This is a genomic window from Achromobacter sp. 413638 (genome assembly GCF_043119405.1).
Classification (GTDB): Bacteria; Pseudomonadota; Gammaproteobacteria; order Burkholderiales; family Burkholderiaceae_B; genus Achromobacter.
The window spans coordinates 1-12870 of the sequence record NZ_JBICCO010000131.1; the positions used below are offsets into that span (position 1 = coordinate 1).

Below are 12870 nucleotides of genomic sequence, written 5' to 3' on the forward strand. Positions count from 1 at the left end.
TTCTACCTGGGCGAATACGTCGCCGACCCCGCCATCATCGAACAGACCGTCGAGCAGACCGTCGCCGCCTGCCGCGCGCTGGAGGCGGCGGGCCTGGACGTGCATGTGTCGATCGATCCCACCGCCATCGGCTACGCGCACAGCGACGCGCTGGGCCGCGACAATGCGCGGCGCATCGCGTCGGCGGCGCGGCGGGCCGCCGGCGGGGGGCGCGACTGGGTGGTGCTGGACATGGAGGACGACGGCATCCGCGAGCGTACCTGCGCGCTGCATCGGGAACTGCTGGACGACGGCTTGCCGGCGGGCCTGACGCTACAGGCGCGGCGCCTGCGCACCTTGCCGGACCTGGAGTGGGCGGTGCGCCAGCGCACCTCGCTGCGCCTGGTCAAGGGGGCCTTCCCGGTGCGCGCGCTGGACCATCGCGGCCGCGCGCGCATCGACGCGGCCTATCTGGAGGCGGCCGCGATCATGCTGTCGCCGCAGGCGCGCGCGGCGGGCTTCCTGCCGGTGTTCGGCACCCATGACGATCGGCTGGCCGGCGCGCTCATGGCCCTGGCGCGCGAACGTGGCTGGGCGCCCGACGAGTTCGAGTTCGAGATGCTGTACGGCGTGCGCACCGACTGGCAGCTGGCCCTGCGCGCGATGGGCTATAACCTGCGGGTGTATCTCCCGTTCGGCGCCGACTGGTGGCCGTATGCCATCCGCCGGGTGGGGGAGCATCCCCGCAACGCATGGCTGTTGGCGCGATCCCTGAATTCGGATGGATACGCGGCGGGTCAGGGCTAGGAAACCGGCCCCGGCCGACACGGCCGGATCCGGTTCTTGTATCGATGGCGGTTTCCCAACATATCTGGCATTGCGGCGCCGGCCTGCCCGGCGACGTGCTCATCACCGACCTGCGCGCCTATCGCTATGGGCCTCATTTCCATGACGCCTGGTCGATCGGCGCGATCGACTATGGCGCCTGCGCCTTCACCGTGCGCGATGCACCGCATCTGGCTCAGGCCGGCGATCTGGTCGTGATCGCGCCGGGCGACGTGCATACCGGCGGCACGTCCGAGACGCCACTGGGTTATCGCATGCTCTACGTGGAGCCTTCCTGGCTCGATGACCACGCGCGCGCGCTGCTGGGCGCGGCGGCGGCGTTCGACGGTCCGGTGATCCGCGATCCCGCGCTGTGCGCGCAATGGCTGGCGGCGCTGGCGCCGCAAGACATGGACGAAGCGGGCCGGGCCGAGCGCATCTCGGCCGCGCTGTTCGCGCTGCTGCGCGGGCACGCGCGCGCCGCCGGGCCGATGGCGTCCGAGGATGAGGATGTCTGCGACCAGCTGCGCGCGCGCATGGCGCAGGATCCGGCCTGCGCGCCGGACCTGGAGGCGCTGGCCCGGGCGCAGGCCCGCCACCGCACCACGCTGGTCAAGCAGTTCGCGCGCCGCTACGGCCTGCCGCCGCAGGCCTGGTTGCGCAACTGGCGCGTGGCGCGGGCGCGCGAACTGCTGCGCGGCGGCCTGCCGCTGGCCGACGCCGCGCATGCCGTGGGCTTCGCCGATCAGGCGCATATGACGCGGGTGTTCAAGCAGGTCTACGGCAGCACGCCGGGCGTGTTCCGCAAGGCCTCGGCTGCCGTCCGGCTGCCCTGAAAGGCCGATATGGCATTCCTGAAAGTCATGTAATGGACAACCATTAATCGCTTGAGAGGAGAATTTTCCCAATATCTAATGAATCTGCATGTGCGCATGCCTGTTTTTTCGATTGATATTGAGGAATGCCATGAGCCAGCCGCAACGCATCACGATACCGACCGCCGACGCGACCGCGCTGGGCGGTTTCCTCTGGCGCCATCCGCCGCGCGCGCGGGACGGCGTGGCGCAACCCGCCGGCGCCGCGCGCGGTGGCCATGGCTGCGGCAGGGACGCCGGACCGGGCCTGGTCATCATCAACGCCGCGACCTCGGTGCGCTGCCGCTATTACTCGCGCTTCGCCGAATACCTGCACGGCCACGGCTTCGACGTGCTGACCTACGACTATCGCGGCATCGGCGAATCGCGGCCGGCGTCGATGCGCGGCTTCCAGGCGTCCTGGATGGACTGGGGCCAGAAGGATTTCGAGGCGGTGCTGACCTATGCCCGGCGCGAGTTTCCCGGCCAGCCGGTGGACGTGGCCGCGCACAGTATCGGCGGCTTCGTGACCGGGCTGGCGCCGTCCAGCCATCGCCTGCGGCGCATCTTCACCATGGGGGCGCAGTACGCCTACTGGCGCGACTACGCGCCGGAACGCCGGCTGCGCATGCTGGCCAAATGGCACCTGGCCATGCCGGTCCTGACCGCCTGCCTGGGCTACTTTCCCGGCCGGCGGCTGGGCTGGCTGGAGGACACGCCGCGCGGCGTGGTGCGCGACTGGAGTTTCATGGGGCCGCGCTTCGAGGCGCGCGGCGCGCCGGCCGACGGCACGGATCCGCGCGTGGCCACCATGGCGGCGGTGACGGCGCCGATCCTGGCGCTGAGCGTGACGGACGACGAGTTCGGCACCGAGGCCGCCATCGACCGGCTGCTGGCCTATTACAGCGGCAGCGCCCGCACCCATCTGCGGCTTTCGCCGGCGTCGATGGGCCTGGCGTCGATCGGCCATTTCGCCTTCTTCCACGAGCGCTTCCGCGACACGCTATGGCCGATCGCGCTGGGCTGGCTCACGCGCGGGCAGTGGGCGCCGCTGCCGGCGACTCCCATACGGTGTGACTGCGCGGCGTCTCTATCCGGTAGTCCGAGTATTTGCGCGTGAAGAATTCGGCGCCCAGCGTCCGTGCGGCGAGCAGCGGCTGGCGCGGATCGGCCGCGATCTCGCCCCGGCTGTTGCCGGCGCCATGCACGAAGCCGACGAAGTCCGAATGCGTGTAGCGCGCGAATTCCTGGATCTGGTGCACGATGCCCAGCGCCGCGCCCGGATAGGTTTCCTCGGACGCCACGGCCAGCCCCAGCCGCTTGCCCTGCATGCGGGTCTTCACGTCTTCCGGGCCGTTGCCCGAGCCTGCGTAGTGGCTGAACGAGCGGTCGAAGAACGCCTTGGTCTGCGCCGACATGCCGTACCAGTAGATGGGGGTGCAGAACAGCACGCCGCGCGCCGGCAGGAAGTGGCGCAGGAACAGTTCGTCGTAGCCGTCGTCCGGCGCCGGCGCATGCCGCAGGTCCGTCAGGAAATGCTTGATGTGGTCGTCCAGGAACAGCAGTTCGGCCGAGATGCCGGCGGTCTCGGCGCCGCGCCGGGCGGCTTCGGCCAGCGCGGCGCTGTTGCCGTCGCGGCGGGGGCTGCCCACCAGGATGAGCAGGCGGTTGGATTGATGATCTGAATTCATGTTGTGATCCTTGTTCATGAACGGCGAAGGCGCCGTTTTCAGGATGGAATTTAGGGTCTTCTGGCGGCGCCGGACAAATGAGGAATCCTGCTTTAAGATGAGAAAAAATCATCTGTAAGGTTTGCCTTAGCCATGTTCGCCAATCTGCCCGTGACCGCGCTGCGCACCTTCGAATCGGCCGCGCGGCTGCGCAGCTTCAAGCTCGCGGCGGCGGAGCTGGCGGTCACGCCCACGGCCGTGTCGCACCAGGTCAAGGCGCTCGAACAGCGCGTGGGCGTCGCGCTGTTCGAGCGCGTGCCGCGCGGCGTGCGCCTGACCGAGAGGGGCGCCAGCCTGTTCGCCGGCGTGCATGGCGCGCTGCTGGATATCGCGCAGACGCTGGACGCGCTGCGGCCGGCGCCGGATGCGGGCGCGTTGACGGTCTCCACCACGCATTCCTTCGCCGCGCTGTGGCTGGTGCCGCGATTGGGGCGTTTCCATCAGGCATACCCGCAATACCAGCTTCGGCTGGACGCCAATGCGCGGCCCGTGGACCTGCTGCAGGACGCCAGCGTGGACGTGGCCATCCGCTATAGCCAGAAGCGCTATCCGGCGCTGGTGGCGGCCTGCTCGCTGCCCGAGTCCTTCGGCGTGTACGGTGCGCCGGCCCTGGCCGCGAGGCTGGGCGGGGCGCGCGCCGGCCGGGAAGCGCCCGCGCTGGTCACGGTGCGCTGGCGCGATTCGCGGCTGTATGACGAGGGCTGGCGGCAATGGTGCGAGGCGGCCGGCCTGCCGCGCTGGCGCAAGCCCGCCGCCATCCATGCCTACGAGGAAGAACACTACGCGCTGCAGGCGGCCATCGCCGGGCAGGGCCTGGTGCTGGCCAGCTCGGTCATGGTGTCCGACAGCGTCAGGCTGGGGGCGCTGGCGCCGCTGCGGCCCGAGGTCCGTGTGCCGGGCGCGGCCTATACCGCGCTGTGCGCGCCGGGGCGAGAACGGCATCCGCCGGTGCGCGCCTTTCTGGACTGGCTGGCGCGCGAATTCGAGGCCTGAGCCGGGCGCGCGCGCGGCTATCATGTCGGGCATTGCTTACGCGCCGCTCGCCATCCGGGCCGCGCCCGCAACCGGAGAACGCGGACCGTGAACCGATTCCAAGAAATGACCGTGTTCCTGGCGGTGGCCGAGGCGCAGAGCTTCGCGGCCGCCGCGCGCCGGCTGCGGATGTCGGCGCCCTCGGTCACGCGCAGCGTGGCCGCGCTGGAGCGGCGGCTGGGCGTGCTGCTGCTGTTGCGCACCACGCGCAGCCTTCGGCTGACCGAGGCCGGCCAACGCTACGCGGATGATTGCCGCCGCATCCTGGAAGAGGTTGAACAGGCCGACGACGCGGCTGCCGGCGTCATGGCCGCGCCGCGCGGCGCGCTCAGCCTGACCGCGCCGGCGCTGTTCGGCGAGCTGCACGTGATGCCGGTGGTCATGGACTATCTGCGCGCGCATCCACAGGTCTCGCTGCGCACGCTGCTGGTGGACCGCGTCGTCAATCTGCTGGACGAGGGCGTGGACGTGGCGGTGCGCATCGGCGCCTTGCCGGATTCGACGCTGACGGCGGTGCCAGTTGGGCACGTGCGGCGCGTGGTCTGCGCCTCGCCGGCCTTCCTGGAGCGTCACGGCGTGCCGCAAGACCCGGACGCGCTGACGCGCTACTGCACCATCACCGCGGCTATGGAGGGCAGGGGGCCGCAATGGCGCTTCCTGCAGGACGGGCAACCCCGCCGCGTGGACGTGGATTCGCAGCTGACCGTCACCTCGTTCCAGGCGGCGGTGCTGGCCGCGCGCCAGGACTGGGGCCTGACGCAGGTGATGTCCTATCAGGTGGCGCCGCACCTGGCCAGCGGCGCGCTGCGCGTGGTGCTGCGCGACTACGAGCTGCCGCCGGTGCCGGTGCACGTGGTGCATCCGGAAGGGCGGCGCGGGTCGGCCAAGGTGCGCAGCTTCGTCGATTTCTGCGTCCAGGCATTGCGGCGCGATCTGGCCTTGCTGCCCGCTTGACGCGCGACCGGCGCCGCCACGACGGCGGCGCATTTCCTGTTTCGTCCGCCGTTTCTTTCACGCCGTGCAAGACAGTCTTGCCGCCGCCGGTCATTCCCGCCGGCGCCTCGCGGGTTCAACATGGTTGCCTGTTCCCGTTTCCAGAGGCCGGCCATGTCCGAACCCGCCATCACGCTTTATTCCTTTCCCTTGTCCGGCCATGCGCACCGCGTCACGCTGCTGCTGTCGCTGCTCGGCCTGCCGTATCGCCGCGTCGATGTCGATCTGCGCGGCGGCGAGCACAAGCAGCCGCCGTTCCTGGCGCTGAACGCCTTCGGTCAGGTGCCGGTGCTGGAGGACGAGGGCGCGGTGATCGCCGATTCCAACGCGATCCTGGTCTATCTGGCCAAGCGCTACCAGGGCCAGGCCCGCTGGTTGCCCGAGGATGCGCTGGGCGCCGCCGCCGTGCAGCGCTGGCTCTCGGTGGCTGCCGGACAGCTGGCCTCGGGGCCGAACGCGGCGCGGCTGGCCACGCTGTTCGGCGTGCCCGATCCCGGCGGCGCGGCGCAGGCGCGCACCCATGCGCTGCTGGCCGTGATGGACGCCGAGCTGGGTCGCCGCGACTGGCTGGCCGGGGAAGCCGCCACCATCGCCGACGTGGCCTGCTACGCCTATGTGGCGCTGGCGCCCGAGGGCAACGTGTCGCTGCAGGACTATCCACGCGTCCGCGCCTGGCTGGCGCGGGTCGAGGCGCTGCCGGGCTTCGTGCCCATGGTCTTTTCCCACGTCGGCCTGCGGGCCGCCTGAGCGCGCGAGGCTCCGTCAATGACTACCGTAATCCAGCCCGATCCCGCCCCGGTCGAGATGCCGGCTTCGCCCTGGCACGCCGGCGAGCGCCTGCTGCAGGAGCACGTGGGCGTGGCCGCGCGCATGGCGCAGATCGGCCCCAAGGTGCTGCGCGACTACATGCCTGATCAGCACCGCGACTTCTACGCGCAGCTGCCGCTGCTGCTGGCGGGGGCGGTGGATCCGGCGGGCGACCCCTGGGCCGGCGCGCTGGAAGGCGAGCCGGGCTTCGCCTGGTCGCCCGACCCCAGGGTGCTGCGCGTGGCGGCCATGCCGGACGCCGATGATCCGCTGGCGGCGGGACTGGGGCCGGGCAAGGCGCTGGGCTTGCTCGGCATCGAGCTTCAGACGCGCAGGCGCAACCGCGTCAATGGCCTGGTGTCGGCCTGGGACGGCAAGCGTTTCGAGGTGACGGTGGGACAGTCCTTCGGCAACTGTCCGCAGTACATCCAGACGCGCGAATGGCATTTTTCGCGCGCGCCCGGCCTGCGCTTCGCCGGCGGCGCGCGGGAATCGGCGGGGCTGGATGCCGCGGCCGCCGCGTTGATCCGACGGTCGGACACGTTCTTCGTGGCCAGCTACGCGGACACGCCCGAGGGCGGACGCCAGGTGGACATATCGCATCGCGGCGGGCGGCCGGGCTTCGTGCGGGTCGACGGCGACGTGCTGACGATCCCTGACTTCTCCGGCAACCGTTACTTCAACACGCTGGGCAATCTGGCAGCCAATCCGCGCGCGGGCCTGCTGTTCATCGACTTCGAACGCGGCGATACCTTGCAGCTCAGCGGCCCCACGGAGCTGGTGCTGGAGGGACCGGAGGTGGCGAGCTTCGAAGGCGCCGAGCGGCTGTGGCGCGTGCGGGCGCGGCGGGCGGTGCGACGGCCTGGCGCGCTGGCCCTGCGCTGGCGTTTCGGCGACTACGCGCCCATGTCACTGGCAACGGGGCAGTGGCCGGCGGCGTTGTAGCGGACGGCGCGTTCGGGCGGCGCGGCGGCGGGCGGCTTCAGCCCTGCGCCACCTTGCGCACGACGGTGTCGTCCGGCTCCAGGCGGCGGCCGTCCTGCGCGTGGATCTCCAGCCGGCGCACCGGCTGGCCGCGCTTGCGGTCGATCAGTTCCGAGTGCGCTTCCCGCGGACCGTAGTAGTGGTCCTCGCCCCATTGCCGCAGGCCCACGATCACGGGGAACAGGCCGCGTCCTTTCTCGGTGAGCACGTATTCCTGGTAGGCGCTGCCGTCCGAGGCCGGCGCGGCCTCCAGGATGCCGTGCGCCGTCAGCGTGCGCAGGCGGTCGCTGAGGATGTTCTTGGCCATGCCCAGGTTCTTCTGGAACTCGCCGAAGCGGCGCAGTCCGTCGAAGGCGTCGCGCACGATCAGCAGCGACCACCCGTCGCCGATGGCGTCTAGCGAGCGGGCCACCGGGCAGGCGGCTTCTTCGAAACTGGTGCGTTTGACCATGTGCCGGATCCTCGCGGGAAAACGCGGGCCCGGGTTTGGGCCCGTCGCTGACGGATTTAGTGGTTGCATTATAAAACCATGAGGCATAGCATTCTGGTTTCGTTATGAAACCTTAAAGGCCCACCATGCCATCCCCGGATCGATCCCAAGTCCAAGCCCCGTCCCAAGCGGAAAGCGCCAGTCCCATGCCCGGCTGGCGGGTGCTGTTGCTGGCCGTGGCTTGCGCGCTCAGCGTGGCCAACGTGTATTACGCGCAGCCCTTGCTGGACGCGATGGGCCGTGAGTTCGGGCTGGACGAGGCGGCGGTGGGCATGGTGGTGACCGCCACGCAGATCGGCTGCGCCGTGGCGTTGCTGCTGGTGGTGCCGCTGGGCGACCTGCTGGACCGGCGGCGCCTGATGATCGGCCAGCTGGTGTTGCTGATGCTGGCCCTGGCGGCGGTGGCCAGCGCGTCGGGGGCCGGCTGGCTGCTGGCGGGCATGGCCGCGCTGGGATTGCTGGGCACGGCCATGGCGCAGGGTCTGCTGGCGCTGTCGGCGGCGCTGGCCGCGCCCGGCGAGCGCGGCCGCGTGGTCGGCGCGGCCCAGGGCGGGGTGGTGATCGGCCTGCTGCTGGCGCGCACCTTGTCCGGCGCGCTGGCCGATCTGTGGGGCTGGCGCGCGGTCTATCTGATGTCGGCGGCGCTGTCCGCGCTGCTGGCCGTGGCGCTGGCGCTGGGCCTGCCGCGCCGCCGGCTGCCGTCGGCCGGCATGGGCTATGGGGCCTTGCTGCGCTCCATGTATGCGTTGGTGCTGACCGAGCCGGTGCTGCGGGTGCGAGGCATGATCGCGCTGCTGATGTTCGCCGCCGTCAGCGTGTTCTGGACCGCGCTGGTGCTGCCGCTGTCGGCGCCGCCGCACGCGTTGAGCCACACCGCCATCGGCGCGTTCGGGCTGGTGGGCGTGGCCGGCGTGCTGATGGCGGCGCGCGCCGGCCGGCTGGCCGATGGCGGGCAGGGCCAGCGCACCACGGGCGCGGGCCTCGTGCTGCTGTGCCTGTCGTGGATCCCGCTGGCGCTGCTGGACTGGAGCCTGTGGGCGCTGGCGCTGGGCGTGCTGCTGCTGGACGTGGCGCTGCAGGCGCTGCACGTGACCAACCAGGCCATGATCTTCAGCATCGGCGCGCAGGCGCACAGCCGGCTGGTCGGCGCCTACATGCTGTTCTACGCGGCTGGCAGCGGCCTGGGCGCGATCGCGGCCACGACGGTGTACGCGCATGCCGGCTGGCCGGGCGTATGCGCGCTGGGCGCGGGCTTCAGCGCGGCGGCCCTGTTGTTCTGGCTGGCGACGCTGCCGCGCGGCGTGGCCGCGAAGCCGCGTGAGGGGCAGTGCCAGAACGCCGCGGGTTGATGCGGGAGCGATCAGGCTGGCCGCCCGTGGATCGCGGCCAGCCTGGGTCCGTCCCGGTCAGGGCTGTACTTCGTACTCGCCCGAGCCGAGCACCACGGCGGCCAGCCCCGGCGCCTGGGTCAGCTTGTGCAGCGCATAAGCCTGCGCCGTGGCGATCTTGGCGGCGTGGAACTCGGGATCTTCCTGCTTGAGGTCCAGGCTGGCCAGCAGCGCGCGCGCCATCTGCCAGCCGGCCAGCGTGGTGCCGGCCAGCATCAGGTAGGGCACGGCCGCGGCGAACACGGCGTTGGTCTTGCCGGCCGCGTTGGCCAGCACGTAGTCCACGGCGCTGGCCAGCGCCTCGCGGGCCGCCTTGAGCGGGCCGGCCACGCGGGTGGCGGCCGGATCGTTGCGGGCCAGCAGCGCATCCTCGGTCTGGCGCACCTGGTCCAGCAGCCAGCGCGCCACGGCGCCGCCGTCGCGCAGCGTCTTGCGGCCCACCAGGTCGTTGGCCTGGATCGCGGTGGTGCCTTCGTAGATGGCCAGGATGCGCGCGTCGCGGTAGAACTGCGCGGCGCCGGTCTCCTCGATGAAGCCCATGCCGCCGTGCACCTGCACCCCCAGGCTGGTGACCTCGATCGACATCTCGGTGCACCAGCCCTTGACGATGGGCACCAGGTATTCCTGCACCGCCAGATGGCGCGCGCGGGCCTTCTCGTCGGGCGAAGCGTGCGCCAGGTCGGCGTGGCCGGCCGTGTAGTAGGCCAGCGCGCGGCCGGCCTCGGTGACGGCGCGCATGGTGCCCAGGATGCGGCGCACATCCGGGTGGTGGATGATGGTCACGGCCTCGCGCGACGAGCCATCCACCGGACGGCTCTGCACGCGTTCGGCGGCATAGGCCAGCGCATGCTGGTAGGCGCGGTCGGACACGGCCACGCCCTGCATGCCGACGGCGAAGCGCGCGGCGTTCATCATGATGAACATGGCGTCCAGGCCACGGTTCTCCTGGCCGATGAGGTAGCCCACGGCGCCGCCGGCGTCGCCGAATTGCAGCGTGGCGGTGGGGCTAGCCTTGATGCCGAGCTTGTGCTCGATGGACACGCAGTGCACGTCGTTGCGCTGGCCCAGCGAGCCGTCGGCGTTGACCAGGAACTTCGGCACCAGGAACAGCGAGATGCCCTTCACGCCCTCGGGCGCGTCGGGCAGGCGGGCCAGCACCAGGTGGATGATGTTCTCGGCCAGATCATGCTCGCCGTAGGTGATGAAGATCTTGGTGCCGGAGATGCGGTAGCTGCCGTCGCCTTGCGGTTCGGCGCGCGAGCGCAGCAGGGCCAGGTCCGAGCCGGCCTGCGGCTCGGTCAGGTTCATGGTGCCAGTCCACTTGCCGGAGATCATCGGGCCGATGTAGCGCTCGCGCAGCTCGGCCGAGCCGGCGGTCAGCAGCGCCTCGATGGCGCCGTTGGTCAGCAGCGGACACAGCGAGAACGACAGGTTGGCGGCGTTCAGCATTTCCGAGGTGGCCGCGCCCAGCAGGCCGGGCAGGCCCTGGCCGCCGTATTCGGCGGGGTGGTTCATGCCCTGCCAGCCGGCCTCGGCGTACTGGCGGAAGGCCTGCTTGAAGCCGGGCGCGGTGGTGACGGCGCCATCGCGCCAGGCGCCGGGCTCGCGGTCGGCGGGCTGGTTCAGCGGGGCCAGCACCTCGCCGGCGAAGTGCGCGGCTTCCTCCAGCACCGCCTGGGCGGTGTCGGGCGTGGCTTCCTCGAAGCCGGGCAGGGCCGCCACGGCGGGCAGGCCCGCCAGGTGGTTGAGCACGAACAGCATGTCTTTGACGGGGGCTTGGTACGGCATGGCGTCGGAACTCCTGGATATGTGGTTGTCGTTGGAATCAGGCGGACTTGCTGGGATCGGCGGCGGGGCCGGACAGGTCGATGGCGCTGGTGGCGCCCACGGCCGCGCGCAGTTCGAATTTCTGGATCTTGCCGGTGGAGGTCTTGGGCAGCTCGCCGAAGCGCACCGCGCGCGGCACCTTGAAGCCGGGCAGCAGCAGCTTGCAGTGCGCGATGATTTCCTCGGCGGTGGCGCTGCAGCCGGGTTTGAGCTCGACGAAGGCGCAGGGCGTCTCGCCCCACTTGGGATCGGGCATGGCGACCACGGCCACGGCGGCCACCGAGGGGTGGCGGTAGAGCGCGTCCTCGACCTCGATGCTGGAGATGTTCTCGCCGCCGGAGATGATGATGTCCTTGCTGCGGTCCTTGATGCGGATGTAGCCGTCGGGCGTCATCACGCCCAGGTCGCCGGTGTGGAACCAGCCGCCGGCGAAGGCGTCTTCGGTGGCGCGCTCGTTCTTCAGGTAGCCCTTCATGCAGATGTTGCCGCGGAACATGATCTCGCCCACGGTCTGCTCGTCGGCCGGGACTTCGAGCATGGTTTCGGGATCGCGCACCGACACGCCGGCCTGCAGGTGATAGCGCACGCCCTGGCGCGCGTTGAGCAAGGCGCGCTCTTCGTCTTCCAGCGCGTCCCAGGATGCCTGGCGGGCGCAGACGGCGGCCGGGCCGTAGACCTCGGTCAGGCCGTAGACGTGGGTCAGCTCGAAGCCGATTTCCTTCATCTTGGCGATCACGGCGGGCGCGGGCGCGGCGCCGGCGACCATGGTGCGGACCGTGTGCGTGATGCCGGCGCGCAGCTCGGCCGGCGCGTTGGCCAGCGCGCTCTGCACGATGGGCGCGCCGCAGTAGTGCGTCACGCCTTCGGCGCGGATCAGGTCGAACACGGTCTTGGGATCGAACTTGCGCAGGCAGACATTGACGCCGGCGCGCGCGGCCACGGTCCAGGCGAAGCACCAGCCGTTGCAGTGGAACAGCGGCAGCGTCCAGAGGTAGACCGGATGCTTGGGCATGTCCCATTCAAGGATGTTGCTGACGGCGTTCAGATACGCGCCGCGATAGTGATAGACCACGCCCTTGGGATCGCCGGTGGTGCCGGATGTGTAGTTCAGCGCGATGGCGTCCCACTCGTCGGCCGGCGGCTGCCAGTCGAACGTGGCGGGCGCGGCGGCCAGGAAGGCGTCGTAGTCGGTCGCGCCGGGCAGGGCGGCGGGCGCGCCGTCCAGGTCGTGCACGGAAATCACGACCAGGTGCGGGAATTCGGCGCGGGCGCGCTGCGCCAGCTCGGCGTACTCGGTGTCGATGATGAGGGCGCGGGCCTCGCCATGGCCCAGCATGAACAGCACGCTGGGCGTGTCCAGCCGCGTGTTCAGTGTGTTGAGCACGGCGCCCAGCATGGGCACGCCGAAGTGCGCCTCGACCATGGCCGGGATGTTGGGCAGCATGACGGCCACGGTGTCGCCGCGCTTGATGCCGGCCTGCGCCAGCGCGCCTGCAAGGCGCTGCGCGCGCTCGTAGGTCTGGCGCCAGTTGCGGCGCACCTTGCCGTGGACCACGGCGAGCCGGTCGCCGTACACTTCGGCCGCGCGGGCGATGAAGTCCACCGGCGTCAGCGCCTCGTAGTTGGCGTCGCGACGGCCCAGCCCATGGTCGTACATGCTGCTCATTGCTTGTGTCTCCTTCCGGCGCGGCTGCCCGCGCTTGTCAGCGTTGCGCCTTTTTCTGGCGCTGGTTTGTCGGCATTGTCGGAGGATGGTCGCGGTCGTCGTTTGACGGCGATCACAGGATCCGCCTTGCCCCAGGGCCTGTTGACACTGAAAATGGCCTCGCATGAGCCCCCAAATGTGCGACTATCAAGGCGCGAAGCGCAGCCGTGGCTGCGCCACGGCGAGCATTCGCAACGCAGAGAGGCGTGCATTTGGGGGCTCACCCTTCGGGCAGGCGGGAAATCGGGCGCCATGC

General features: G+C 70.6%; 12 protein-coding genes. 8 read left to right on the forward strand and 4 right to left on the reverse strand.

Translation table 11 applies throughout. The features are described 5' to 3' along the window. The 3 genes from ACEU5R_RS30720 to ACEU5R_RS30730 form a co-directional block, all read left to right on the forward strand. Window positions 1-786 (forward strand): proline dehydrogenase family protein (locus ACEU5R_RS30720; protein WP_392413592.1); only part of this gene is annotated, 786 nt, incomplete at its 5' end. Between the two features lie 44 nt (window positions 787-830). Next, window positions 831-1640, forward strand: coding sequence for an AraC family transcriptional regulator (locus tag ACEU5R_RS30725; RefSeq protein WP_103273867.1), 810 nt, complete (start codon window positions 831-833; stop codon window positions 1638-1640). A gap of 130 nt (window positions 1641-1770) precedes the next feature. After that, on the forward strand, window positions 1771-2778 hold the full coding sequence (locus ACEU5R_RS30730; protein ID WP_392413595.1) for an alpha/beta fold hydrolase: 1008 nt from the start codon (window positions 1771-1773) through the stop codon (window positions 2776-2778). Here the strand turns inward: ACEU5R_RS30730 and ACEU5R_RS30735 are convergent. Then, complete coding sequence (locus tag ACEU5R_RS30735; RefSeq protein ID WP_392413597.1) at window positions 2687-3349, reverse strand: flavodoxin family protein; 663 nt, start codon at window positions 3347-3349, stop codon at window positions 2687-2689. The genes ACEU5R_RS30730 and ACEU5R_RS30735 overlap by 92 nt on opposite strands. Window positions 3350-3481: 132 nt before the next feature. On the opposite strand from ACEU5R_RS30735, the gene ACEU5R_RS30740 reads away from it, so the two are divergent. The 4 genes from ACEU5R_RS30740 (at window position 3482) to ACEU5R_RS30755 (ending at window position 7165) form a co-directional block, all read left to right on the forward strand. After that, window positions 3482-4381, forward strand: coding sequence for a LysR substrate-binding domain-containing protein (locus ACEU5R_RS30740; RefSeq protein ID WP_103273869.1), 900 nt, complete (start codon window positions 3482-3484; stop codon window positions 4379-4381). Between the two features lie 87 nt (window positions 4382-4468). Continuing rightward, complete coding sequence (locus ACEU5R_RS30745) at window positions 4469-5374, forward strand: LysR substrate-binding domain-containing protein (protein ID WP_392413599.1); 906 nt, start codon at window positions 4469-4471, stop codon at window positions 5372-5374. Window positions 5375-5527: 153 nt separating this feature from the next. Then, window positions 5528-6160, forward strand: coding sequence for a glutathione S-transferase family protein (locus ACEU5R_RS30750; protein ID WP_103273871.1), 633 nt, complete (start codon window positions 5528-5530; stop codon window positions 6158-6160). A gap of 18 nt (window positions 6161-6178) precedes the next feature. Beyond that, window positions 6179-7165 carry a pyridoxamine 5'-phosphate oxidase family protein gene (locus ACEU5R_RS30755; protein WP_392413601.1) on the forward strand — a complete coding sequence of 329 codons (987 nt, stop codon included), beginning with the start codon at window positions 6179-6181 and terminating at the stop codon, window positions 7163-7165. A gap of 37 nt (window positions 7166-7202) precedes the next feature. On the opposite strand, the gene ACEU5R_RS30760 is transcribed toward ACEU5R_RS30755, so the two are convergent. Further along, window positions 7203-7655, reverse strand: a complete 453-nt coding sequence (locus ACEU5R_RS30760) for a helix-turn-helix domain-containing protein (protein ID WP_103273873.1) — start codon at window positions 7653-7655, stop codon at window positions 7203-7205. Window positions 7656-7840: 185 nt separating this feature from the next. Between ACEU5R_RS30760 and ACEU5R_RS30765 the strand changes: the two genes are divergently transcribed. Continuing rightward, on the forward strand, window positions 7841-9043 hold the full coding sequence (locus ACEU5R_RS30765) for an MFS transporter (RefSeq protein WP_392413604.1): 1203 nt from the start codon (window positions 7841-7843) through the stop codon (window positions 9041-9043). A gap of 57 nt (window positions 9044-9100) precedes the next feature. Here ACEU5R_RS30765 and ACEU5R_RS30770 read toward each other — a convergent pair whose 3' ends face one another. Together ACEU5R_RS30770 and ACEU5R_RS30775 are read right to left on the reverse strand one after the other, a co-directional pair. Beyond that, window positions 9101-10870, reverse strand: a complete 1770-nt coding sequence (locus ACEU5R_RS30770) for an acyl-CoA dehydrogenase (protein ID WP_392413605.1) — start codon at window positions 10868-10870, stop codon at window positions 9101-9103. Window positions 10871-10907: 37 nt separating this feature from the next. Beyond that, window positions 10908-12575 (reverse strand): acyl-CoA synthetase, encoded by a 1668-nt coding sequence (locus tag ACEU5R_RS30775; RefSeq protein ID WP_392413607.1) that lies wholly within the window; start codon window positions 12573-12575, stop codon window positions 10908-10910. Window positions 12576-12870 lie beyond the last annotated feature (295 nt).

Coding starts and splice junctions, on each gene's coding strand:
- ACEU5R_RS30725 (WP_103273867.1), top strand. CDS start 831: ATGGCGGTTTCCCAACATATCTGGCATTGCGGCGCCGGCCTGCCCGGC.
- ACEU5R_RS30755 (WP_392413601.1), top strand. CDS start 6,179: ATGACTACCGTAATCCAGCCCGATCCCGCCCCGGTCGAGATGCCGGCT.
- ACEU5R_RS30740 (WP_103273869.1), top strand. CDS start 3,482: ATGTTCGCCAATCTGCCCGTGACCGCGCTGCGCACCTTCGAATCGGCC.
- ACEU5R_RS30735 (WP_392413597.1), bottom strand. CDS start 3,349: ATGAATTCAGATCATCAATCCAACCGCCTGCTCATCCTGGTGGGCAGC.
- ACEU5R_RS30775 (WP_392413607.1), bottom strand. CDS start 12,575: ATGAGCAGCATGTACGACCATGGGCTGGGCCGTCGCGACGCCAACTAC.
- ACEU5R_RS30750 (WP_103273871.1), top strand. CDS start 5,528: ATGTCCGAACCCGCCATCACGCTTTATTCCTTTCCCTTGTCCGGCCAT.
- ACEU5R_RS30760 (WP_103273873.1), bottom strand. CDS start 7,655: ATGGTCAAACGCACCAGTTTCGAAGAAGCCGCCTGCCCGGTGGCCCGC.
- ACEU5R_RS30770 (WP_392413605.1), bottom strand. CDS start 10,870: ATGCCGTACCAAGCCCCCGTCAAAGACATGCTGTTCGTGCTCAACCAC.
- ACEU5R_RS30730 (WP_392413595.1), top strand. CDS start 1,771: ATGAGCCAGCCGCAACGCATCACGATACCGACCGCCGACGCGACCGCG.
- ACEU5R_RS30765 (WP_392413604.1), top strand. CDS start 7,841: ATGCCCGGCTGGCGGGTGCTGTTGCTGGCCGTGGCTTGCGCGCTCAGC.